The following is a 23,700-nucleotide window of genomic DNA, read 5'->3' on the forward strand; positions in this document are numbered from 1 at the left end:
GACAGCCTCGGCGGGCTGACACCCGCCGAGTTCAGGCAGCAAAACGACCCGGCAACCTCGGGTTATGGTTGGCACTAACTAACGGGGGGTCGACAAAAAGACCAAAGGATTGCCCAGAGCGTACACGTACGTGCCCGCGCCCCCCTGAAGGCCAATAGGATCGCTCTGGATGTACCGGCCCGCCGCCGCCGCGTAGTCGCGGTTGACGTTGTAATTCAGGCCCGACTCGGTATCGAAGTACTGGCCGGGGAAGCGACTATGGAGTGTGAAACCGTTCAAAGACACGGGAGCGACTTCACCGAATGCATTGCCAGCGTCGCCCCACCGCCAATCAATCTCGCCCGAAGCATCGGCAACAACGCGCGGCGATCCCAAGGCATCGACGTATACGAACGAGATTTTTGTTGAGCTGCCGTTAACGTCACTTGTAGCGACAAGCAAACCGTCCAGATAGACGTAGCTGCGTGACCCAGGAGACGATGTTTCACTGATCATGCGGCTCGATTCGTCATAGTCGAATCTTGTGACAACGCCACCCGCGTTTTTGCTGATCCGCTGACCGAATTAGTTGTATGCGTACGTTCCTACAGTCGCGCCGCCCCGCTGAACCACCGTCATCCGGTTGCGACCGTTGTATCCAATTGCATCTGAAGCGCCCTCGTTGATAGAAGTAGAGTTTCCTCCAGAAAAAGCTCTATTTGAAGAAGTCGAAATTCAGCGAAGAACAGATCGTGCGCATCCTTAAAGAAGTCGAGGCTGGCGCGAAAGTGGCCGAAACGTGCCGTAAGCACGGCATCAGCGATGCCGACCTACTATGTCTGGAAGAACAAATACGCCGGCATGGAGGTGTCGCAGCTGCGGCATCTGAAGGATGTCGAAGCCGAGCTGGTGCGGCTCAAGCGCATGTACGCCGATTTGGCACTGGAGCACCACGCGCTGAAGGATGTCCTGTCGCGAAAGCTCTAAGCCAGGCTCGGCGACTGGAGCTGAGTCTGGCGATGCAAACCCATCATGGTCTGAGTGCACGGCGTGCGGATCGCGCGCCGAGGCGATCGCGTTCGGCGCGCCACTACCGATCACGGGTGCGCGACAATGGCCCGCCGTTTACCGCCATCGAGGCACACCTGAAAGGCAACCCGGGTCACGGCTTCGGCCTGCTGTTCGACCAGGCGCTTCGGCCTCAGGGCTTTGGCAAGACCCGCAGTTGGCGGGTCTATGTGGGCTTGCGCCTGAACCTTCTACGTCGTGGCAAGCGTCGTTGGTCCGAACGCACCCGCGAACCGCTGGAGATTCCCATGCAGGCTAATCACACCTGGTCGGCTGATTCCATGAGCGACGCCCTATGGTCGGGCCGCCGTTTCCGCACATTCAACGTCGACGATGATTTCAATTACCAGTCGCTACGTATCGAAATCGATACGAGCTTGCCCTCGCAACGCGTCATTCGCGTTCTGGACGAGCTCGTTGAGCTTCGCGGCGCACCGCGACGACTGCGATTAGACAATGGCCCTGAATTCATCAGCGCGGCCCTCAAACAGTGGGCTCTACGGCATGGCGTCGAACTGCTGCACATCCAGCCAGGCAAGCCCACCCAGAACGCGTACATCGAAGGCTTCAACCGCACCTTCCGCACCGAAGTGCTGGATCGCTACGTCTTCACCACGCTCGCCGAAGTCCGACGCATGACCGAAGACTGGCAGCACCGCTACAACCATGACCGGCCACATCGCCCTCTCGGTGGCCTGTCGCCCGTCCGTTACGCCATGGCATCATCAACCACCTCTATTTCCAGATGACTCGAAAGTACGAGGACGCTTCATGACCTGTGCAGGAAGTGCTGGGTCATTACACATAGCCATAGCTATTTGCCTGTAAGAGTGGCCTTCGCGTCATCGAGGCACTTTTCACCACTAAACCACGTTGGCTCCTTTGTCACTGGCCTCTCGGTTAGTGCCCCGACTGCTTGTCGATCTGACTTCACTGCATACGAGAATACAAAGGATGTTGGAGATACTTCGCCATTTTGGGATTTGCGCAGACGGACATCCTCGATTCTCAGAGTCAGTTGCATACCCCGCACCCGATAGATCCGCGTATCCCCGAAGTCCGGATAACGTCCGCAAGTGCCTATGACGTCATTGAGCATGAAGCGCCCTCGACCGTCCCAGTCAGACGTCGCCTCGCGATCTTCAAATAGAAGCGACCTGGGCGTTTCGCGTGGTGCATTAATCTCTGACAGACGACACTGAAGTAAGCCCGAATAGTTGAAGTCACCCACGTCATCGAGATCACCACTTCGGCATCGCAACTCATACAACGGACGACCGTCCAAGCTTCTTACGTCCTTGACGAAATCCGCTTCGGAGGGCTTATCGAAGGAGATGCTGCCCGACTCCTCACGAATAACCGGCCACTCAGTCGACTCAGCTCGAACGTAGCCGATCTCAAAAAGAGCCAGGGAGACCCAGAGCATTACAAATGAGAATAACTTCGTCATAGCCGGATACTCCTCATCAAAGACTGGTTGTGCCTGTGGGACAAGGCATTCCATCCGGGGTATGAACGTTGACCTGCATCGTTCCCTGATCTTCTGACGCACCAGGCAGCTCGATGTACAGCGTGTTGGGGTTAGTGGCCGCAAACCAGTCCCGAACATTGCTGTACCCACTACCCGCGGGTGCCTCGCCGCCAGCTACATCGTGGGCATTGTCAGCTCCAGGTCGGCGAGGCGTCGCGCGTCAGGGAGACCGCGAGACGCTTCTTGCCGGATATCCGTCGCGATCTTGCCCGGCACGCGTAGAGGATTTCGCAGGCGCTCGATCTCTCGGCATCGTCGGTGGCATAGCTCATCAGCTTCTCCCCACGCACGTGACATCGGTAGCGCTACTCACCTCTACCCCATTAGTCCAACTGTGGCGGTTTGATCTGAGGATACCTTTCGTAGACTGGATTTATGATGTCGAGAAGCATTGCCCCCATAACCCACCCGATCAAACGTCATTTACTCTCGGCACGGTGGACCAGCACCAAATCGTGCTCGGGCTCGATGTAATGAATGAGCCCGTAACTTTCAAATTCGATCATGACGCCTGCTCCAAGATACGCCCACTGTTCGGCCGAATATTCTGGAGAAATCCCATATTGACCACCGTCGATATCGCTAACTACCGTGCCCAGCTTTCCACCCAAGGAAACGATGTCGCCTAGCTGACTAACCTGGCCATCGCAATACTTCATCGGGGTCACTCCGCAAAATTTTCAATGGGGATCGAGCCGAACACAGGGTCGCTAGCCGAGACCGCGCCAATGGGCTGCCAAAAACACTTGCAGGGGCGTGCCGAATTTCTTGGTGCGTGGTTGGCCTTGTATCAGCCGTCGCGCTATTCGCAGGCATCCGCGCCTGAAAAACTTTTCGTTTCTTTTGTCCAGCCGATGCCGTTCTTTGCATCACGAATCTTCACCCACCATTCGTACTTAGGCCTCGATACAACTTGCACTGCTGATGCGTTTGGCGGACTTCCAAACGCATCTTCAGGTACGTCTATTTGATCCGTGTAAGTTTTACCCTGATACCAAAACAGGTCACTTGCCTCGCCGGAGTAATGCAATGTGTATACGACATCACCGGCCTCCAAAGAAAGCCCAGGAGACTTGCCATCACGGGTATAGCCAATTCTTAGCGGCTTTAGAATCTTAGTTATTCCGTATTGCGTAGTTATCACGACACCGGTGACCGCATGGATCAACTGACCCTGTGCAATTCGGAACGCAATAGGTGAATCGATTGATGCACTCCGATGAACATCAACAGGCTTCGTTGCGTGCCAATCCCCATAAGTGCAGCACTCAAATGGACAACTTCCAGTGTCCGTAAAGGGCAAAGGAGGTTTCTCTTGCGCGCGAGCTTGCCCAAGAGAAAAAAGCAAAGCTATGACGACACCTATTTGAATTTTCAACTCTTATCCCTGAATTGCCCTTGGTGCGGTTGAACACCGGGAGGCATGCCTGGCTGCCCACCTGGCACCGTGTGAAGCTGCAAATGGTAGTGCGTTCCAGAGCCGCCATTTTGCTCTTCTTGTCCATATCCTTGCGGAAAACATTAGAGCAGGCATTGCCGATAGTCTGTAGGCATTCCCCTACACCTCGCGACTCACGTCAGTTTTTGTGAATGACTTAACAGTCACAAAGAAGAAACATTTTCGCGGCGAAGAATGCCGATCAAAGATGAGCGAAGCGCTCACATCCGCAGCGGCGAATTGGCGTCAATCTCGCTCGATCCTTGCAACCCCCGATCATCCGCCCCCGCCCTACAACCGAAGGCTTATTTCGCCGAACAGGCAGTCCGCTCTAGCATCTGCCACTTGCGTTATCGACGCAGGGAAGATGGGCAATCGCTGCCCAAGAGGCTTACGTTGTGCGTCTCGGATTGGCTGCCAGTCACCTGCACCGCAGCACGCCGGATGCTGCGCTCTTTCGCTGGATTCGTAGCTGCGAAACAGGCATTCGCGAGCTTGATCTGGAGCTATGTGCTGTTGGGGGTACCTACGATGCAATTGTCCGCGAGGGCCTGCTGAAGCATTATCCGGGACTGGTGCGTTACCCCAGCGGACACAACGGGGGTCTCGTAAAACTGGTCGCAGGCATCGCTGACTCCAGTCCCTCACGCGAAGCACTGGACGGGATCATTTACCTGGTCAACCCGGTCGACGGATCTTCCCTGTTCCCCGAGTCAATAGCACTTCGACGCCAATGCGTCGTGCATCAGAAACCGTTCGTGTCCACCGTCGCCTCTGCGCAGGACTGGATCGAAACCGAGCGCATCGCAATGGGAATGCGCGGCAACCCCAACGCCGACAGGTTCCATGCGTTCTCCGAACAAGGCATCGCACTGATTGCACACGACGCCATGAAGGCGTCGATGCTGGAGTTCGCCACCACTCACTTCAATCTCCTGTGCCGGTTCGCGCTACGCATCGCAACCTCCACCACGGGAGACATTCTCAACGAACTGGCCACGCGCCTTGGCTGGTCACATGAAACCCCTTGGGTCACATGCTACGAGAGCGGCCCGATGGGAGGAGATGCGCAAATTGCGAATCGCATCTTCGAGCGAAGCTGCCAACGCGTTGTCTTCCTTGAGAACCCTCATGTAGCGCACCAACATGAAGCGGACATCCAGCTTCTGGAGCGCGCTGTCGCTGCCACCACATACGAGACTGTATGCATCACGTCTGCAAAGCCGGCATTTCGCTGGGCGGAAAGCGCCTGCCTGCGTGTGCAGCTGCGCGATCCCACGTAAGCGCGAGCGTCTGTGCAACCTCGCCATTCATGGCACATTGCAAGCGGCTCAAGCGTCTTTATGGCCGCACGGAAAAAAGGCGGTGACTGATGTCACCGCCTCTTCCCTCTTACTTCGCGTCTTTAGCCGTCCACTGCTTCAACCACGCGTTCACCGTCTCGTGCCACTGCACGCTGTTCTGCGGCTTCAGCACCCAGTGGTTTTCGTCCGGGAAGTGCAGGAACTGGCTCGGGATACCGCGGCGCTGAAGTGCCGTGAATGCGCCCATGCCCTGGGTTTCCGGGATGCGGAAGTCCTTGCCGCCGTGAATGACCAGCATCGGTACGCGCCAGTCCTTTACGTGGTTGATCGGGTTGAAGCGCTCGTAGTTTTCCGGGTGGTCGTACTGCGTGCCACCATTTTCCTTTTCTTCGAACCAAAGCTCTTCGGTGTCGTAGTACATGGCGCGGGCATCGAACACGCCATCGTGATCGACCAGGCACTTCCACGGCTGGTTCCACACGCCGGCGATCCAGTAGACCATGTAGCCGCCATAGCTGGCGCCCAGTGCGCAGGCGCGGTCGCCATCAAGGAAGTTGTACTTGCCGAGTGCGGCCTTCCAACCCTGCTGCAGATCGACCAGCGGCTTGCCGCCCCAGTCGCCCGAGATGGAATCGGTGAACGCCTGACCGTAGCCGGTGGAACCGTGGAAGTTCACCGTCACCACAGCGAAGCCCTGACCCGCGTACGTCTGCGCGTTCCAGCGATAGCTCCAGCTATTGGTCATGGCGCCCTGCGGGCCGCCGTGAATGATGAAGGCGACCGGATAGGTCTTGCCCTTTTTGTAGCCCACCGGCTTGACCACATAACCCTGCACGGTGTCGCCGTTGGCGCCCTTGAAGGTGAAGAACTCAAAGTCGCCGGTCTGTGCGCTCTTGATGCGCTTCGCGTTGTAATGAGTGACCTGCTTCAGACCCTTGCCGTGAAGGTCGGCGGTGTAGAGGTCAGCCGGATGCTTCAGGTCGTCGCGCGACAGCAGCAGGCGGTTGGCGCCGCGGGCGTCAAATGCGCCCACCGACCCATCGGTCACCAGCGTGGTGACTTTGCCTGTTGCCACATCAATGGCGAACAGCGGATGCTGGCCGTTGTCGTCGGTAGTGGTGTACAGCGTCTTGCCATCGCGCGAAATCTGCAGCGCTCCGGCCGTGCGGTCCCACGACGGGGCCACTTCGCGCTTGCTGCCACTGGCCAGATCCAGCGCCATGATGGCGAAACGATCTGCTTCGGACCCCGGGTCCTTCATCGCCGTGTAGTAAAGCGTCTTGCCATCCGGTGAGGGCAGCGGGTTCGCGTCCCATGCCAGGTTGGCTTCGGTCAGGTTGGTGGGTGCGGCGGATGCATCCACGGGCACGCTGTAGACGTCGAAGTTGGTCGACCACGGCTCGCTCTTGCCTGCAATGCGCGCATCGAAATACACGGTGCGACCATCGGGCGAGAACGAGAATTCATCGTCGCCACCAAACGGCTTGCTCGGCACGTCACCGTCAATGCCACGAGAGAGCAGCAGCGGCTGTGAACCGGCGGTCACATCGGCCACATACAACTGCGCGCGACGACCGTCAGCCCACGTATCCCAGTGGCGAACGAAGATCTTGTCGTACACGGTGCCGGTGGACTTGTCCTTCTCGCGACCGTCAAGGCGCTCCTTCGTGCAGGCCAGGTCGGCGCAGTCGGTGAACACATCGAAGGTCAGCAGCACCTTGGAGCCGTCCGGGGACAGCTTGAAGCTGTTGACGTCGAGCGGGGCATCGGTGATCGCATCACCGGCTCCAGCGGACAACGCCAGCCCCTTGCCCGTGCCGCCGAGGTTGCGGCGCCACAGCTGGGTCACGCCATCTTTTGCGGCCGTGTAGAACAGCGACTGGCCATCCGGCGCCCAGCGCGGGGACGAGCCCTTCTCCACAACCTTCACCGCCGCGCCGCCCTTATCCAGGTCCAGCACGTAGATCGAGGTCAGGCCCTTGTTGGCCGCGTAATCGGTCACACGCACGGTATAGGCGGCATAGTGGCCATCAGGCGACAGCTGCGGGTCGCCCACGCGGTCCATCATCACCAGGTCGCGGATGGAGAACGGATGGACGGCGGCGGAGTCAGAATCCGCGGCCCAGACCGGGCCAGCCGCGAGCGCAAGGGCAAGCGCGGCAAACAGAGGCTTCATGGGTTGTCCCTTGTTGCGTAAGAAAAGGCAGGCAGCGACGGTAAGTCCACAGGCGGCGCGGCGCAAGTCGGCCGGGCTGGCATAATCCCCGGATGCCGCCACCCTCGGATCCATGAATGAGCGCAACGCAAGCACGCCCCCTGCCCCGCCACGACGAGCTTTTCGGCCACCCCAAGGGGCTGTACGTCTGTTTTTTCACGGAAATGTGGGAGCGCTTCTCCTTCTACGGCATGAAGGCGTTGCTGCTGCTGTATCTCACCAAGTACCACCGTTACACCGACGCCTCCGGCTATGACCTGATTGGCGCCTACGGCGGTCTGGTCTACTGCCTGCCGGTCATCGGCGGCGTACTGGCGGATCGCTGGCTGGGCATGCGCAAGGCCGTGATTTTCGGCGGATTATTGCTGGTGGCCGGGCATGCAGGCATGGCCATCGAAGGTCACGCGGCGCAGATGGTGGACGGCGTGGTGGTGCGCGATGAAGGCGCCCTGCGCATGTTCTTCCTGTCACTGTCGCTCATCATCATGGGCGTGGGCTTCCTGAAACCGAACGTGTCGACCATCGTCGGCAAGCTCTATCCGGAAAATGACCCCCGGCGCGACTCGGGCTTCAGCCTGTTTTATGCCGGCATCAACCTCGGCGCGCTGTTCGCGTCGCTGGTGTGCGGCTACCTCGGCGAGACCCTGGGCTGGCGCTACGGCTTCGGCGCCGCCGGCATCGGCATGCTGCTGGGCCTGGCGATGTTCCTGTGGGGCAAGAAGTATTTGCAGGGCCATGCCGAGCCGCCGCACCCGGAAAAGCTGCGCGAGCGCGTACTTGGCGTGCCGCGCGAAGCACTTATTTATATCGGCGCACTCGCAGGCCTGCTGCCCATCGCGGCCCTGATGTGGGCGGCCGTCAACGGCGCCTTCTCGCTGGGCGGCGACGTGTCGCTGGCCCTCATGCTGATGCTCGTAGTGCTGGCTGTGGTGCTGGGCTGGTTCGTGTGGTTCGTGACCACCCAGTGCAACAAGGTGCAGCGTCAGCAGATGATTTCGCTGATCGTGCTGATTTTCATGGCGCTGATCTTCTACACGCTTTACGAGCAAACCTATGGCTCGTGGGTGGCCTTTACCGACCGCCTGCTGACCAAGGACCTGTTCCCTGCCATGGTTCGCGCCCGCGAGCCCATCGCGTGGACGGCCAGCACATGGACCAATGTCGGCCTGTTCTTCAGCCAGGCCCCGTGGTCGATTGCATCGCTGGTGCTGGCGCCCGCCTCGTTCGTGGTGTCGGCACGGTTTTCGGACAAGCATGCTGCGTCGAAAGCACCACGCATCATTGTCGGTGGCGTGTTCACGCTGATGCTGGTGCTGCTGGTCCGCGATCTGGTCATTCTTCCGCAGACGGCCGGCTCACTCACTTATCTTGGCGCCTTGTTCCTTGTGCTGCTGGCACCGCTCTTCACCTTCCTGTGGGGCTGGCTTGGCCGCATGGGCCGCGATCCGTCGAAGCCGGCGAAGAGCGCCGCAGGCCTGCTGTTTGCCGCACTGAGCTTCATTCCGCTGGCACTGGCCGCACAGCACGCCGGCCTCACGGGCGGCATGGCCAGTGTGTGGTGGTTGGTGGGTGCCTACCTCATTCTGGAAGCGGGCGAGATGTGCCTGTCACCGGTAGGCCTCTCGGCCGTGACGGAGCTTTCCATGCCGCGCGTGGTCAGCCTGATGATGGGCACCTGGTTCCTGGCCACCGCATTCTCCGAAGCACTGGCGGCGTTGTTCGGCAAGCTGGCGGCCATTGATGTGGTGGACGGCCAGTCACTCAACGTGGTGGAAGCCGCTGGCAAGTACGAGCACCTTTTCTGGTTGCTGATGTGGATTGGCTTAGGCTGCGCAGCGCTGGCGTTCATGGCTTCGCCCTGGTTGCGGCGGTGGATGCATCGGCCGGAGAAGTGACGGACACGGGCACTTCCGCTAGAGTGCCCGCGCCAAGGGGAAGGACACCAATGATCACGATGCACGAACCCACCACGCGCCGAACGTGGCTTTGGATAGCCGCTCTTACGCTTCTGGCGTTGGCGCTCCGGCTTGGATTCATGACGCAGGCTTATGTGGATCATCCTGTTCGCGGCGATGCGGGCGAATACATCAATTACGCGTGGAATATCGCCGAGCACGGCGTTTTCTCGAAGCAGGCACGCGACACAACCCAGCCGGTTGTTCCAGACAGTTTTCGCGATCCCGGCTATCCGCTGATTCTGGCGATGCAGATCAAGGCCACTCCTGAATTCGGCCCCTGGTATCAGGCGGTGATGCTGACCCAGTGCATCCTCGGTGCATTGACGGTGATGTGCTATCTGCTGGCTGCACGGCGCTGGCTGCCGCTTCACTGGCTGGTCGCCGCGGGTATGCTCATGGCCGTATGGCCACACTCGGTGACGTTACCCATATACATCGTCAGCGAATCGCTTTTCGCATTTCTGCTGGCAGCGGCCTTTGCGTGCATTGCCGAAGCGACGGCACGGCGCAGCAAAGGGTGGGCGGTCGGGGGTGCTGCGTTCTTCACGTGCGCAGCCCTGACCAACGCCGTGGTACTTCCGGTTGCGCCACTGCTCGCCATTGCAGGCTTCATCTGGCTTCGCTCCTGGCGCCCTGTCTGGATCACGCTGCTCGTTGCCAGCCTCGCGTTCAGTGCGCCGTGGCTCCTGCGCAACGCAGCCCTTGCTTCGCAGGACTCGGCTGGCGGCCGGGCAGCGATGAATTTCGTGCAGGGTTCGTGGCCTGACTATCATTCCGCTTATCGCACTCATTACCTCAATCCGGGCCACGACGACGGCACGCTTGAGCGAATCGACGCTGAAGTGAACCTCATCGGCACCGACCGCAAAGCCGGTTATGACGCCGTCCTTCATCGCCTTGCGGACAATCCGGTTCGATATGCAGGCTGGTACGCAAGCAAACCCGCCCTGCTGTGGGGCTGGGACATCCAGATGGGTGATGGCGACATCTATGTGTACCCGACCGTCAACTCACCCTTCCGGACCATGGCTCCGCTTCGGGCGTTGGCGGCACTCATCTACGTGCTCAACCCGCTACTCGCCTGCCTGGCGCTGCTGGGTTGCGTGGCCAGCCTTTGCCGCCCGAAGGAACCGGTGGCTTTTGGCATCGCATCCGTCCTGATTTTTGTAACAGCCGTCTACACGATCCTTCAGGCTGAGCCCCGCTACGCCATTGCATTTCGCGGAGCAGAAATGATCATGGCGACGTACGGGATGGCGCTCGCTGCGCAATGGGTGCGTCGCCGAAAACAGCGCGGCTTGACGGAAGCTCCTGCACACTGAGCCATCTTAGCCATCTGAGCGACGACGGTCACATTTTGCATGTGTGCCGTCATCTGGTGAGCTTCTTTGGTACAGAACGTGCTCGATTCCGCTCGTTTCCAGGGGAATCCAGTCCATGTCACCGAAGCGCTCCACCGGCTTTACCCTTATCGAATTGATGATCGTTGTCGCGATCATTGCAATCCTTGCTGCCCTCGCCATCCCTGCCTACCGGGATTACATCGTCCGTACGCAGGCCAGCGAAGGATTCCTTCTTGCGTCAGGTGCAAAGGTTGCTGTCTGGGAATTCACCAGCGACAAGGGCGTTTTCCCGCACTCGAATGCCTCGGCCGGACTCACCAGCCCCACCTCGATCAGCGGAAAGTACGTGTCGTCCGTAGCGATCCAGAACGACGGCACCATCGAAATTGCCTACGAACAGAATGAGTCCAACGATTCACTGAAAAACACCACGCTGGTAATGTCCCCCCTGAACACAGGCGGGGCGATCAGCTGGACGTGCAAAGGGACGATCAACCAGCGCTACCTTCCCACCGCGTGCCGCTCAAGCTGAAGCAACACGTGACGCGCCACGTCACATTTAGACGATTAATGTCACTTTGCGATAACCCGATTAAACTGCTGAATCCACGAAATATTCCTGTTGCTCATCAATCGTGACACCGGGCACAATCTGCAAGCCTGCATTATGCGGGAATACGCCGGTCGCGAAATGGCATGCAAGATGCAGGCTTTGCGGCGAGCTTCCTGGTCGTTCCTGACCAAAGCAAGTGAGGGAGTACTCGGGGTCTGAACGACGACTTCGGGACTAGGGCTCAGGGGGCATCACTTTTTTTTTGGTTAGCTAACCCAAGTACGAGGAAACTCCATGAAGAATATCCAGAAGGGCTTCACGCTCATCGAACTGATGATCGTCGTCGCCATCATCGCGATCCTGGCCGCCATTGCCATCCCGCAGTACCAGAATTACATCATCCGCACCCAGGTGTCGGAAGGCATGAACCTCGCTGACGGCGCCAAGACCGCTGTCTCGGAGTTCTACAACAACAAGGGTCACTGGCCCACTGAAAACGCGTCCGCCGGCCTTGCCGGGACCACGTCCATCAGCGGCAAGTATGTCGCTTCCGTGGACGCGTCGAACGGCTTGATCGTTGCCACGTTCGCGAATAAGGCCCCGCAGGACGCCAACGACAAGATCAACAGCAAGACTGTCGTGCTGTCGGCCTTCGACACCGGCGGCGTGATCACGTGGAACTGCAAGTCGACCGCCGGTGGCAAGACCAAGACCACCGTCGACGAAGCCTACCTGCCGACCGCTTGCCGCAAGTAAGCTCTCGGTGGTACATGCTTTGCGAAAAGGGCCGTCATGCGGCCCTTTTCTTTTTTTGAGGACGCTCATCTGGCACCGCACCGCATATTCAGGCAGACGTGGCCCGCCGCGCTGGTCCTGCTTGCCGCACTCATCCTTGCCTGGCTCGCTTACCGCCCCGGCTTGAACAGCGGCTTTCTCTTTGACGATGCCGCCAACCTGCCCGCCCTGGGCGCCGAAGGCCCGGTGCATGATGTCGCCTCCACGCTTCGCTACCTGACCTCGGGCAAGGCCGATCCCGCGGGGCGTCCGGTGGCGATGGCCAGCTTTCTTGTCGACGCACGCAACTGGCCCGCATCACCTGCGCCGTTCAAGCGCACGAACCTGATCCTGCATGGCATCAATGCCGCGCTGCTTTTCCTGTTGCTGCTGGAGCTTGGTCGCGCGACACTGCTTGCGCCAGGCAAGGCCGCCATCGCCGCCGCCATGGGCGCGGGCATATGGCTGCTCCACCCCTTTTTCGTTTCCACCGTGCTGTACATCGTGCAGCGCGAGGCCATGCTGTCGACGACCTTCGTGGCGCTTGGCCTGTGGGTGTGGCTTCGCGCGCGGCGCGTGGTGCAGGAAACCGGCCATGAACACACTGGCCGAATGCTTGCCGTACTTGTGGTGGTCACGGCATTGGCCGTGTTTTCCAAGGCAAACGGCATCCTCCTTCCCCTGCTGATCCTCGTCGTCAGCGCGTGCCTTCCCGCGCCATGCGGCGAGCAGCTTGCGCTGCTCACTTTCAACAGAGGGGTACGTGTCTTTGCAATGGCGGGCGCAGGCCTTGTACTGATCGGCCTCATTGCCGTGGCGTTCGCCGTCGATCCGCTTCCCGGCCGTGGATGGTCCACGACGCAGCGGCTGTTGACGGAACCTCGCATTCTTGTTGATTACGCCGCCCGACTATGGCTGCTTCGCGACAGCGTCGGCACGTTCTTCCATGACGACATCGTCGCATCGCGCTCGCTATGGGAGCCCGTATCAACGGCGGTCTCCCTCGCGGCGGTTCTTGTCACAGGCGTGCTGGCATGGATGGGGCGCAGGCGTTACGCAATCCTGGCATTGCCGGTGCTGTTTTTTCTGGCGGGCCACGCGATGGAGTCCACCACGATTCCGCTGGAGCTTTACTTCGAGCACCGCAATTACCTGCCCGCCATGCTCATGTTCTGGCCCATAGGCGTGGGGATAGCACGCATCCCGTACCGCGTTCCGGCCGCCTTGCTTGCTGCCGTGATTCTGGGTGGCCTGGCCGTCGTCACGTGGACGAATGCCAGTCTTTGGGGCCAGCCATTGTCGCAAGCCGTTGACTGGGCCAGCCGAAATTGGGCGTCCCCGCGCGCGCAAGCGTACGCTGCGCAACTGGAGTCCGACGCCGGCTTGTACTCGCGCGCCATGGGACGCCTGTCGCCACTGGACAACCGCTTCGCCAACGAGCCGCAAATCCAGCTCAACCGCATCGACACGGCATGCCGTGCCATTCATCGCCTGCGTGGCGACGTCATCGCCAGCGCGGAAAGCAGCCTGCGCGGCATGCGCAGCGATCCGGGCGCACTGCTCACCGGATGGTTCACGCCCGCTATCGAGCAGGCGGCTTCCGGCCGGTGCGCAGGAATGGATCTGACCGTCATCGGCAACCTGCTTCGTGCCGCATCAGACAGCCCGCTGCTCGCCGAAAATCCGGGACGGCGCCAGGATGTGGCCCATCTGCAGGGCCTGCTGGCACTCCGGCAGGACGCGCCGGACGCCGCCCTGGAGGCATTCAACCGGGCACTGACCGACGACCCGAAAGTTGCCGTCGCGCTGGAACAGGCCGCAACCCTGGGCCGCTCAGGCTATCCTTCGCAGGGCATCGCGCACCTGGACTACTTCGCGACGCTGAAACCGAGCCCCGTCTCCCCTGGCAAAGGCATGCCATGGCTGCACGAACGCGTGCTGCAAGGTCAGGGTTATTGGCAACATGAGCTTTCGCATCTGCGCCAGGTTCTGGTCAGCGATGCGGCAACGAGACAGCGATGAAGCACGTTTTCACCGATTCCCGCAAAACCCGGATCATCATTGGCCTCATTGCGCTGATTATCGTGGCCGCCATTTACTGGCCCGGCCTGAGCGGCGGCTTTCTGTTTGACGACTACCCGAACATCGTCGACAACGACGGCGTTCAGCCAGCGGACGCCCATGTCAGCTCGCTGATTCGCAGTGCTCTTTCGTCGCCGTCGAGCGAACTCAAACGTCCTATCGCATCCTTGAGTTTTGCGGCCAACTTCCTGGCAGCGGGTCTCGACCCGTTCTGGATGAAGCTCACCAATCTGGTGATTCACCTGGCCAACGCTGCGCTCGCGTATCTGCTGGCGCGTCGCCTCATCGAAGACGCAGGCTCGCCTTCACAGGCGTCACGCGCGCCGCTCATCGCACTGGGTGTCGCGTTCGGGTGGGCTGTACTGCCCATCAACCTGACCTCCGTGCTGTATATCGTGCAGCGCATGGAAAGTCTGGCGAACCTTGCCGTATTCGCCGGCATGATGGCTTATGCCGCGATCCGGCGACGCATGATAGCCGGACATGTCCGCTTCGGGTTTACCCGTGCCATCGCGTGGACGCTGTTCTATGCGGTCATCGGCCTGCTCTCCAAAGAAACGGCCGCGCTGCTTCCGCTGTACGCCTTCATTCTGGAACTGACGATTTATCGTGGTCGGGTCTGGGCGCCGGAGGGCGAGCTTCATGCCCGCCGCATATGGGTAACGTACGTCGCGCTTCTGGGCGTTCCCCTCGTGGCGGCGCTGAGCTGGCTGCTTCCGCCGCTCCTGATTCCGGGCGCGTGGGCAAGCCGCAATTTCACGATGTCCACGCGCCTGCTCAGCGAAGCGCGCATCGTTGTCGACTACATCGGCTGGACGCTTCTGCCCCTGCCGAACTGGCTGTCGTTCTACCACGATGATTTCGTCGTTTCGACCGGCTTTCTCTCGCCCGTATCGACCCTGATCTCGATGGTGGTGATCGCGGCGCTCATCGCACTCGCCTGGGTATGCCGCAACCGCGCGCGACTGGTCACCGCCGGCATCCTGCTCTATTTCGGCTGCCATCTCCTGACCGGCACGCTGCTCCCGCTGGAGCTGGTGTACGAACATCGCAACTACTTCGCCAGTTTCGGCGTTCTGCTCGCACTCGTTCCGCTGCTGCTGGCGGCACCGCAGCACGGCAGCGAAGGCGGGAAGCTCCAGCCCCGCGCACTGTTGCTTGGGGTGCTCATGCTCCTGTGGTGCGCGCAGACGGCAGCCACGTCGTGGGCATGGGCTGAGCCATTGCGTCTTGCTGAAGATCTTGCCAACCGGGCGCCGCAATCGCCGCGCGCGCAGTATGAACTGGGCCGCACGTACATCATCTTCTCTCAGTACAAGGCAGATTCTCCGCTGATCCTGCCCGCCGAACACGCACTCGAACGCTCGGCGAAACTGCCCGACTCATCCATCCTTCCGGAGCAGGCGCTCATCTTCATGAGGGCCCGCATGAATCGGCCTATCGAGCCCCGCTGGTGGGACAGCATCGTCGAGAAGTTGAATCGTCGCCGTCCCGGCGTGCAGGATGAAAGCTCGCTTGGCGCGCTGACTCAGTGCGCCAAGGGCGACAACTGCAAGCTGCCGGTGGATCGCATGGTCCAGGCCTATACGGCTGCGCTGCAATACGATCACCCCCGCTCGCGGCTGCTCGCGATGTACTCTGATTACGCCTGGTCAATCATGGGCGACAAGCCCCTGGCGCTCCGGACCATCCACGACGCTGTGGAAGCGGAGCCGAAGGAGCTGGCGTACCGACTGACCTACGCGCGCATGCTGCGATCAAGCGGGCATCATGACGAGGCGATGGTCCAGCTCAATGAACTGCGCCGTCGAGACATCGGTGGCGCCATGGCAGACGACATTGGCGCGCTCGCGCGCAGCCTGTCCAACGCTCCCGCCCCCGCATCGTCGGCCGCCCGTTAACTTCTGGAACTGGACGAAGATGTCTTCCAACCGCCCCATCACCCATTCACTGCTGAACAGACTGCGCAGCTTCGTCTATTCGCTGAGCCGCTTCACCGCCAGCGCTGTTCGCGCCATTCGGGATGCCGTCGCCGTCGAGCCCGGCGAACCGACCTATCGGCTGACGCAGGCCCGCATGCTCAGAGCAACAGGCGACCAGGGTGGCGCGCGCTGGCAACTGGACGAACTGCGTTACCGCGATATCGGCGGCGCAAATTGGGCGGACATAGCGCAACTGGCCACCCGCCTCTCCAGCATGCCTCCGCCGACGCCTTCGTTGACCACAAGCCATTAACTTCGGATTCGACACGTCATGTCCTTTACCACGTCGGTCACCTTGCCGCTGCTGGGCAAGTTACGCAGCTTTGTTTACTCGATCAGCCGATTCACTGCCACGGCGGTCAACTTGCGCGAGACACAGATCGCGGAGCTGCGCACGCGTAGGCGCACCGAAAATCCGTTGACACTTGCTGGCTTTGAACATCAAGTGTTTTCGCAAAATGGCGAAGACGGCTCCATCCGCGAAATCTTCCGCCGCATTGGCCCAGGGCAGCGAGTCTTTGTCGAGATTGGTGTTGGACGAGGGATTGAGAACAATACGGCGCTCCTCCTTCGCGAGGGCTGGTCAGGCGTGTGGCTAGATGGCTCCAAAGCAAACTGCGCGTTCATTCGTGAACACTTCGCGGAACAAATTGCCTCGAGGCAGCTTGTCCTCATCGAGAGCTTCGTCACCGCTGAAAACGTACTTGAACTACTGAACCCGGCGCTGAGCGGCCGCGAGGTCGACCTTCTTTCAGTCGATGTGGACCGCAATACCTACTACGTGTGGGAGGCCCTTGCTCCGTTGCGGGCACGTGCGTCGGTCATCGAATACAACGCCATTTTCCCCGCCGACATGCGCTGGATCGTAGAGTACGATCCGAACAAGTGGTGGAAGGGAACGAGCCATTTCGGCGCCAGCCTCGCCAGCCTCGCGGATCTGGGCGAGCAAATGGGACACAAGTTGGTGGGCTGCGACCTGACGGGAACCAACGCATTTTTCGTGCGCAGCGACCAGGTTGGCGAGCGATTCGCTCAGCCGTATACGGCTGAACATCACTACGAGCCGGTGCGCTATCACCTGCAACCGATCAAGTCGGGGCATCCTCGAGCGTTCCGCGACTGATGAGCGGACTGAGCTCCCGCGTGGTGCATTGGCGAGCAGCTGTGGCGGCAAGCCCCTTGCTGCGCCACACCGCCCTTGGCACTTTCTGGCAACTGTCACGCCTGCTTTGTCAGGTGGTGCTGCTAGTCGTGCTGGCGCGGGCACTTGGACCCACCGACTACGGCATGTTCGCGGGCTTTGCAGGACTGGCGACGGTGCTTGCGGGTCTTTCGGGCCTGGGTTCAGGCATGTTGCTGATCAAAGAGGTCGCCGCCGATCCGCGGGTATGGAGTCGCTACTGGTCGGGAGCACTCCGGCTTTCCGCAGGCAGCGGCATGGTTCTGCTCCTTTTGTACGCACTCACCGCGCCACATTTGTTGCGAATCGCTGCACCGCTGATAGCCGTTCTCTCCCTGGGCGCGGCCGACCTCATATGCTATCCGCTGGTCTACCTGGCGGGCTTTTCATTCCAGGCTTTCGAGCGCGTAGGCTGGGCGACCGCACTTCCGACCAGCATGGCGTTCGCGAGACTTGCCGGCGCACTTGCCTTCCTTAGCGCGCCTATCGAGCACAGCCTCTTTAACTACGCTTTTTTTCACATGACGGCATCCCTGCTGGCGACCCTGTTCGCCATCGGTTCCGTCCACAAGCACCTACATCCCACGGCAGAGCGCGCATGGATTCCGCTGCGCGAAATCACAAGGGCGCTCCGCTTCTCCGCCAATTGGTTCACCAGCAATGCATTGGGCGAACTGGACAAATCACTGGCGCTGCGCTTCAGCTCCCCCGCCCTGGCAGGTACCTACACCATCGCCTACCGCATGGGCTCCGCTCTCGCCACACCCGTGACGACAATTGTTCTGGCATCCCAGCCACGCCTGTTTGCACTCACCGCAGCCAACAGGCGCGCAGACATACGCGCGCTGGCAAAGAAGCTTATTGCCATCACATGCTTTTATGGCGCCGCAGCCACCGTGGCCATGCTCGTACTTGCCCGGCTTCTGCCCTGGCTCCTCGGCGCAAACTACGACGCTGTTCGTACCGCAGCCAACATGCTCGTCCTCTTCCCGTTTGTTTTCAGTATTCGCCTGATAGCAGGATCAGTGCTGACCAGCACGGGACATCCGGGATTACGTGCAAGCGTCGAAGCCAGTGCGGTGGTGCTCATGATTGTGCTTGCCGCCATCATCATGCCGGGACGCGGATTGGGCGGCATCGTAATCACAACCCTGACTACCGAAGTGATTCTGGCCACTGTTCTGCTCTATCTGACCATCGTGCGCCTGCGCAGGGGAAATGATTACCCCGCGCGACTCGACAACAAGGCTTGATAAAGCCCGATATACGCCTGCACACCCTGGTCTTCGGAAAATACGTCGACTGCGCGCAGGCGCCCCGCCGCCGCGAGAACGGCGCAGCGCGGAGAGTCGGAAGCAAGCGCTTGAATAGCAGCAGTCAACGCAGGCAAATCGTCCACTGGCACCAGCACACCACTGTGGCCATTGGCCACCACCTCATCAACCGCACCACACGCAAACCCCACCACCGGCCGCGCACACGCCATGGCCTCAAGCGCGGAATAGCCGAATCCTTCATAGCGCGATGGAAACAGCAGTGCATCGCAATCACGATAGGCCTGCACCAGCGCCTCGGGCGACAGCCGTCCCAGTCGGCGCACATTGCGCACCGATGATGCATCGTCCAGACCGCGCAGGCCTGCCGTGCACACAATTTCAAAGGCATCGCCAAGTGACTGCGCCAGCGGCGCCAGCAGATCGGCGCCCTTGCGCCGCGAATCATTGCCGACAAACAGCAGTCGGAATGGCGCATTGGCATCGCGCGGAGTGCGCTCGCCGGGGCTGAAGCGTTCGTAGTCGGCCCACAGGCCGATAACCTTCGGCTTGAGGGATGGCATGGCCGCGACCAGCGCGCGTGCCGTGAACTCGCTGTCCGTGGTCAGCACATCTGCCGCGCGATACGACGCATGCAGGAAATGCCCCAGCCATGCGCGGTGATACACAGCCTGCGCAAACGACTTGTAGGGACGATAGTTCGGGTCCAGCACGTAATGATGTTCGGTGACGACCAGAGGCAATCCGAAGCGGCGGAAAGCAAACGCGTAGCCCGCGTTTGCATGCACAAGGTCCGCGCCTGCCGGCCGCTTTGCGGCGCGCGCCAGCGCTTGCGGGAAAAACTCGTAGCGCGCATCGAACCAGTCGACCGTGACGTCCACGCCGGCATCCCTCAGGCCGTCAGCCAGGCGCTCCACAAAAACGTCAGCGCCGCTTCCTGCGCGCAGCGAAGGAATCCATACGTGCATCAGTCGCTCCCACCCTGCCCTGCCGCCATCGCGTGCAGGCGTTGCGCGTAGCCCGCAGCGACGCTGTTCCAGTCCAGACGCGCCGTCACCAGCGCCGTCACCGCACGATCCACGGTATCGAACGAACGGGGATCATCCAGACGTCGACGCATGGCGGCCGCCAGTGCATCGACATCGCCCGGTGCCACGAAGACCTCAGACGTATCGCCCAGCAACCAGCGCATGGCCGGCTGCGCGGAAAGGATCACGCCGCAGCCACATGCCGCAGCCTCGGGCACCACCAGCCCCAGCCCTTCCTGCTCACCATCGGGCATCAGCAGGGACGGCCACACGAGCATCCCCGCACGCCGATACAGTGTTGGCAGTTCGGTCTGCGCCAGGCCGCCAAGGAAGTCCACGCGCGCCGTGATGCCCAGCGCGCAGGCCAGCTGGCCCAGACGTTCGCGCTCAGGTCCCGACCCGGCCAGGACCAGGCGTGCCTCAGGATGCGTATTGGCAACACGCGCAAACGCGCGCAACAGCACGTCGCAGCCCTTGATCGGCACCAGGCGGCCGACGAACAGAATCATTCCCGGGTCACGATCCGCCACGCCGGAAGGACGAAAGCGGGTCAGGTCGGTGCCCATGGGCAACACGTCCACCGCGTGACCGTCTCCGAGATCACGCTCAAGCGCCTTTGCCAGCGGTTCGCTGACCGCCGCCAGACGCGCCGCACGACCGGCAACCCAGCGCTTGAGCCGCAGCATCCACTTCCCGCGAAGACCATGCACGTCCGAGCCATGCGCCGTGAGCATGAAAGGCACGCGCCCGGCTCCCAGCGCCGCAATCACCCCGCCGGGGATGAACCAGTGGGCATGAATGGCTTCGATACGTTCACGGGCCACGATACGGCGCAGCGCAAGAATGCCGCCCAGGAAGAACGTGGGAAGCAGCAGCAGCTTCCAGCGGAAGCGCTTCAGGTTGTTGGCGATGCCACCTTCGTTGACCAGCGTTTCGAGCGAACGCGGTGCATATCCGAAACGATGCACGTCCACACCATCCATCGTCTCCCGGCTGGCGGCGCCGGGGGCGCGCGGACACAGCACGGTCACCCGATAGAACGGCAGCAGATGACGGGCGTATTCGTGGACGAAGCCCGGCTCGTGATCGCCCGCCCAGCGCGGAAACGTGGACGAGACGATGACCAGATGCGGCCGGGACGCTCCGGACATCAGTCAGCGCGACGGTAAGTCAGCGCCGTGATCTGCTCGGACACCAGACCGATCAGGAACACGATCACCGAGGCACTCCACATCAGCGTGCTCATGTTGGTAAGGCGACCGGTGGTGATGAACGTATAGGCGTAATTGGCCAGACCCAGCGCAAAAAACAGCGCACTGGCCGGCACGAACAGCTTCAGCGGCGAATACAGCGTGGCGATCTTGAAGATGATGAGCAGGAAGCGCAGACCATCGCGCAAAGGCTTGATGTGGCTCTTGCCGATGCGCTGGGCCGCCTTGATCGGCTCGTAGGCCACGCCGTAGGCGCTGCGGAAAAACGCCATCGTGCTGGTGGTCGGGTACGAGAACCCATTGGGCAGCAGGTGCAGGAACTCCTTGAACTTGTCCGCGCGTGCCACGCGGAAGCCCGAGGTCAGGTCAGCCACCGCGTGCCCGGTGATGCGCGACGCCAGCCAGTTGTAGAAGGTATTGGCCACACCACGGCCGACGCCGGCCTGGCTGCCCCAGTCGCGGGCGCCCACGACCATGTCGTAGCCTTCGTCCAGACGGGCAAGCAGACGGGCGATGTCTGCCGGATCATGCTGGCCGTCGCCGTCCATGAAAACGAGGATGTCGCCCGTGGCAGCGCGGGCGCCACGCTTGATCGCGGCGCCATTACCCATCGAGTACGGGGCCGACACGCAACGGATGCCCGCCGCGGCGCAGACGTCGCGGGTGTTATCGGTCGAGCCGTCATCCATCACCAGGATTTCGGCGTCGGGCTGGGCGGCGGCCAGGCGCGGCAACAGGGCTGCGAGGGCGGCCGCTTCGTTTTTTGCGGGCAGGATAATGCTGATACGGCTCAAGATACGTCCCCTTCAATCCCGCGAATGATACGGGAAGGGCGTACCCCGAAACGAGGCCGTCCGCACGGCCCCGTCCCGGGCGCAGCGGACGCCCTCTTCACGCTCCCGAAGGTGACCGCAACCCCATTCTGGAGTAGATTCAGGCCCGTATCTCGGGGGATCGGGCAACTATGGCGTCACAAATGCAGCAGCCAACCATGGCCGGCCTCACAGGCATGGCACGCAGACTCGTCTCCGAAGGCGTCTTGCCCGAGGTCGACGTCCGCAAGGCGGTGCTGGACTCCACGGAAAAGCGCACGTCGCTCTCCGCCTGGCTGGTCGACCAGGGCCTGGTGGACAGTGCCCGGCTCAGCCAGGTGGCCTCGACCGAGTTCGGCATGCCCCTGATGGACATCGGTTCGATGGCCCCGGCCAGCATGCCGCTGGAACTGGTCACCGAGGCGCTCATCACCAAGCATCAGGCCCTGCCCCTGTTCAAGCGCGGCAAGCGCCTGTTCGTGGGCATCGCCGATCCGATGCAGTCGCACGCGCTCGATGAGATCAAGTTCCACTCGAACCACATGGTCGAGCCTGTCCTCGTCGAGCGCAGCCAGCTGCGCCGCATCATCGAGGGCGCGCTGGCCAACATGGGCTCCGCGGTGCAGGGCTTCGACGACGGCGGCCTCGATGAACTGAACATGGAGTCCGGCGACGGCGACGAAGAAACCACCACCGGTATCGACGCCAACGCGAATGACGACGCTCCCGTCGTCAAGTTCGTCAACAAGATTCTGGTCGACGCCATCAAGCGCGGCGCCTCCGATATCCATTTCGAGCCGTTTGAAACGGTGTACCGCGTGCGTCTGCGCATGGACGGCATCCTGCGCATCGTGGCCACGGCGCCCATCAAGCTGGGCAGCCGCATCGCCTCGCGCATCAAGGTGATGAGCGGCCTGGACATCGCCGAACGCCGCGTGCCCCAGGACGGCCGCATCAAGCTCAACCTGACCAAGACCCGCGCCATCGACTTCCGCGTCAGCACGCTGCCCACACTGTTCGGCGAGAAGATCGTGCTGCGTATTCTGGATGGCTCGTCCGCCAAGCTCGGCATCGACAAGCTCGGTTACGAGGAAGTCCAGAAAAACCTGTATCTGGAAGCCATCGAGAAACCCTACGGCATGGTGCTGGTCACCGGCCCCACCGGCTCGGGCAAGACGGTGTCGCTGTACACGGCACTGAACATCCTCAATACCGACGGCCGGAATATTTCGACGGTCGAAGACCCGGTGGAAATCCGCGTCGAGGGCATCAACCAGGTCCAGCAGAACACCAAGCGCGGCATGACCTTCGCGGCCGCCCTGCGCTCGTTCCTGCGCCAGGATCCGGACGTGATCATGGTCGGCGAAATCCGCGACCTGGAAACCGCTGAAATCGCCATCAAGGCTGCGCAGACCGGCCACATGGTGCTGTCCACGCTGCATACCAACGATGCCCCGCAGACCATCGCCCGACTGATGAACATGGGCATCGCGCCCTACAACATCACATCCTCGGTCACCCTGATCATCGCCCAGCGTCTTGCACGGCGCCTGCACGACTGCAAGCGCCGCATCGAGCTGCCGCCCGCGGCCCTGCTGGCCGAGGGCTACACCCAGGAAGATATCGACAGCGGCATGGAGCTCTATGAGGCCGCGGGCTGCGACGGATGCAATGAAGGCTACAAAGGCCGCGTGGGTATCTACCAGGTCATGCCGATGCTGGACGAGATCCAGAAGATCATCCTCCAGGGCGGCAACGCCATGCAGATCGCGGATGTCGCCCGGAAAGCCGGGGTCAACGACCTGCGCGCCTCCGCCCTCCTGAAGTGCCGGAACGGGGTTACCAGCCTCGCGGAAATCAACCGCGTGACCAAGGATTGATGGGCCAGGCGATTAAGATGTGCGCCAGGCAGCAGTTGTTGCCACACAAAGCGTACACACTAGAGAGTAACCACGGCCCGCTTTCGCG

The 23,700-nt window shown here is 61.2% G+C and carries 20 protein-coding genes and 1 pseudogene; 12 read left to right on the plus strand and 9 right to left on the minus strand.

Annotated elements, in window-relative coordinates; genetic code table 11:
- Positions 1–78: 78 nt before the first annotated feature.
- Complete coding sequence (locus FHW69_RS00005) at positions 79–552, minus strand: RHS repeat-associated core domain-containing protein (protein WP_343203983.1); 474 nt, start codon at positions 550–552, stop codon at positions 79–81.
- Between the two features lie 146 nt (positions 553–698).
- On the opposite strand from FHW69_RS00005, the pseudogene FHW69_RS00010 reads away from it, so the two are divergent.
- A pseudogene (locus FHW69_RS00010) lies at positions 699–1,796 on the plus strand (IS3 family transposase).
- A gap of 65 nt (positions 1,797–1,861) precedes the next feature.
- Here FHW69_RS00010 and FHW69_RS00015 read toward each other — a convergent pair.
- The 4 genes from FHW69_RS00015 to FHW69_RS00030 all read right to left on the minus strand — a co-directional run bounded on the left by FHW69_RS00015 (position 1,862) and on the right by FHW69_RS00030 (position 3,956).
- Positions 1,862–2,497 (minus strand): hypothetical protein, encoded by a 636-nt coding sequence (locus FHW69_RS00015; protein WP_183420953.1) that lies wholly within the window; start codon positions 2,495–2,497, stop codon positions 1,862–1,864.
- Positions 2,498–2,709: 212 nt separating this feature from the next.
- A complete protein-coding gene (locus tag FHW69_RS00020) occupies positions 2,710–2,850 on the minus strand; it encodes a hypothetical protein (protein ID WP_183420954.1) in 141 nt (46 codons plus the stop codon).
- Positions 2,851–2,997: 147 nt separating this feature from the next.
- Entirely contained in the window at positions 2,998–3,237 is a 240-nt protein-coding gene (locus FHW69_RS00025; RefSeq protein ID WP_183420955.1) for a hypothetical protein, read from the minus strand.
- 143 nt (positions 3,238–3,380) lie between these two features.
- Positions 3,381–3,956 carry a hypothetical protein gene (locus FHW69_RS00030; protein WP_183420956.1) on the minus strand — a complete coding sequence of 192 codons (576 nt, stop codon included), beginning with the start codon at positions 3,954–3,956 and terminating at the stop codon, positions 3,381–3,383.
- A 458-nt stretch (positions 3,957–4,414) separates the two neighbouring features.
- Here FHW69_RS00030 and FHW69_RS00035 point away from each other — a divergent pair, with 458 nt between their 5' ends.
- A complete protein-coding gene (locus FHW69_RS00035) occupies positions 4,415–5,299 on the plus strand; it encodes a methylglyoxal synthase (protein WP_183420957.1) in 885 nt (294 codons plus the stop codon).
- A gap of 109 nt (positions 5,300–5,408) precedes the next feature.
- Here the strand turns inward: FHW69_RS00035 and FHW69_RS00040 are convergent, their stop codons facing one another.
- On the minus strand, positions 5,409–7,496 hold the full coding sequence (locus FHW69_RS00040) for a S9 family peptidase (RefSeq protein WP_183420958.1): 2,088 nt from the start codon (positions 7,494–7,496) through the stop codon (positions 5,409–5,411).
- Positions 7,497–7,612: 116 nt separating this feature from the next.
- Here FHW69_RS00040 and FHW69_RS00045 point away from each other — a divergent pair, with 116 nt between their 5' ends.
- From FHW69_RS00045 to FHW69_RS00085, 9 genes are all read left to right on the plus strand, one after another.
- Entirely contained in the window at positions 7,613–9,430 is a 1,818-nt protein-coding gene (locus tag FHW69_RS00045) for a peptide MFS transporter (protein ID WP_183420959.1), read from the plus strand.
- Between the two features lie 140 nt (positions 9,431–9,570).
- Complete coding sequence (locus FHW69_RS00050) at positions 9,571–10,815, plus strand: hypothetical protein (protein WP_183420960.1); 1,245 nt, start codon at positions 9,571–9,573, stop codon at positions 10,813–10,815.
- 115 nt (positions 10,816–10,930) lie between these two features.
- On the plus strand, positions 10,931–11,368 hold the full coding sequence (locus FHW69_RS00055; protein WP_183420961.1) for a pilin: 438 nt from the start codon (positions 10,931–10,933) through the stop codon (positions 11,366–11,368).
- Positions 11,369–11,683: 315 nt separating this feature from the next.
- Positions 11,684–12,145: a pilin gene (locus tag FHW69_RS00060; RefSeq protein ID WP_183420962.1), complete on the plus strand. Its 462-nt coding sequence runs from the start codon at positions 11,684–11,686 to the stop codon at positions 12,143–12,145.
- A gap of 36 nt (positions 12,146–12,181) precedes the next feature.
- On the plus strand, positions 12,182–14,185 hold the full coding sequence (locus tag FHW69_RS00065) for a tetratricopeptide repeat protein (RefSeq protein WP_183420963.1): 2,004 nt from the start codon (positions 12,182–12,184) through the stop codon (positions 14,183–14,185).
- A complete protein-coding gene (locus FHW69_RS00070) occupies positions 14,182–16,146 on the plus strand; it encodes a hypothetical protein (RefSeq protein WP_183420964.1) in 1,965 nt (654 codons plus the stop codon). Before FHW69_RS00065 ends, FHW69_RS00070 begins: the two co-directional genes overlap by 4 nt.
- Before the next feature lie 19 nt (positions 16,147–16,165).
- Positions 16,166–16,480: a hypothetical protein gene (locus tag FHW69_RS00075; RefSeq protein ID WP_183420965.1), complete on the plus strand. Its 315-nt coding sequence runs from the start codon at positions 16,166–16,168 to the stop codon at positions 16,478–16,480.
- Between the two features lie 18 nt (positions 16,481–16,498).
- The gene (locus FHW69_RS00080) at positions 16,499–17,350 is read left to right on the plus strand and encodes a hypothetical protein (RefSeq protein ID WP_183420966.1); all 852 of its coding nucleotides are present in this window, start codon (positions 16,499–16,501) and stop codon (positions 17,348–17,350) included.
- Complete coding sequence (locus FHW69_RS00085; protein ID WP_183420967.1) at positions 17,350–18,660, plus strand: oligosaccharide flippase family protein; 1,311 nt, start codon at positions 17,350–17,352, stop codon at positions 18,658–18,660. The genes FHW69_RS00080 and FHW69_RS00085 overlap by 1 nt, the downstream gene beginning before the upstream one ends.
- Here the strand turns inward: FHW69_RS00085 and FHW69_RS00090 are convergent.
- Genes FHW69_RS00090 through FHW69_RS00100 form a run of 3 tightly spaced genes read right to left on the minus strand, consistent with a single transcriptional unit; the run spans position 18,630 to position 21,714 of the window.
- The gene (locus tag FHW69_RS00090; protein ID WP_183420968.1) at positions 18,630–19,649 is read right to left on the minus strand and encodes a glycosyltransferase family 4 protein; all 1,020 of its coding nucleotides are present in this window, start codon (positions 19,647–19,649) and stop codon (positions 18,630–18,632) included. The genes FHW69_RS00085 and FHW69_RS00090 overlap by 31 nt on opposite strands.
- Positions 19,649–20,860, minus strand: a complete 1,212-nt coding sequence (locus FHW69_RS00095; protein WP_183420969.1) for a glycosyltransferase — start codon at positions 20,858–20,860, stop codon at positions 19,649–19,651. The genes FHW69_RS00090 and FHW69_RS00095 overlap by 1 nt, the downstream gene beginning before the upstream one ends.
- Positions 20,860–21,714 (minus strand): glycosyltransferase family 2 protein, encoded by an 855-nt coding sequence (locus FHW69_RS00100; protein ID WP_183420970.1) that lies wholly within the window; start codon positions 21,712–21,714, stop codon positions 20,860–20,862. The genes FHW69_RS00095 and FHW69_RS00100 overlap by 1 nt, the downstream gene beginning before the upstream one ends.
- 170 nt (positions 21,715–21,884) lie before the next feature.
- Here FHW69_RS00100 and pilB point away from each other — a divergent pair, with 170 nt between their 5' ends.
- Positions 21,885–23,612, plus strand: a complete 1,728-nt coding sequence (pilB, locus tag FHW69_RS00105; RefSeq protein ID WP_183420971.1) for a type IV-A pilus assembly ATPase PilB — start codon at positions 21,885–21,887, stop codon at positions 23,610–23,612.
- The last annotated feature ends 88 nt before the right edge of the window (positions 23,613–23,700 follow it).

It is taken from the genome of Luteibacter sp. Sphag1AF, from assembly GCF_014192715.1.
Lineage (GTDB): Bacteria > Pseudomonadota > Gammaproteobacteria > Xanthomonadales > Rhodanobacteraceae > Luteibacter.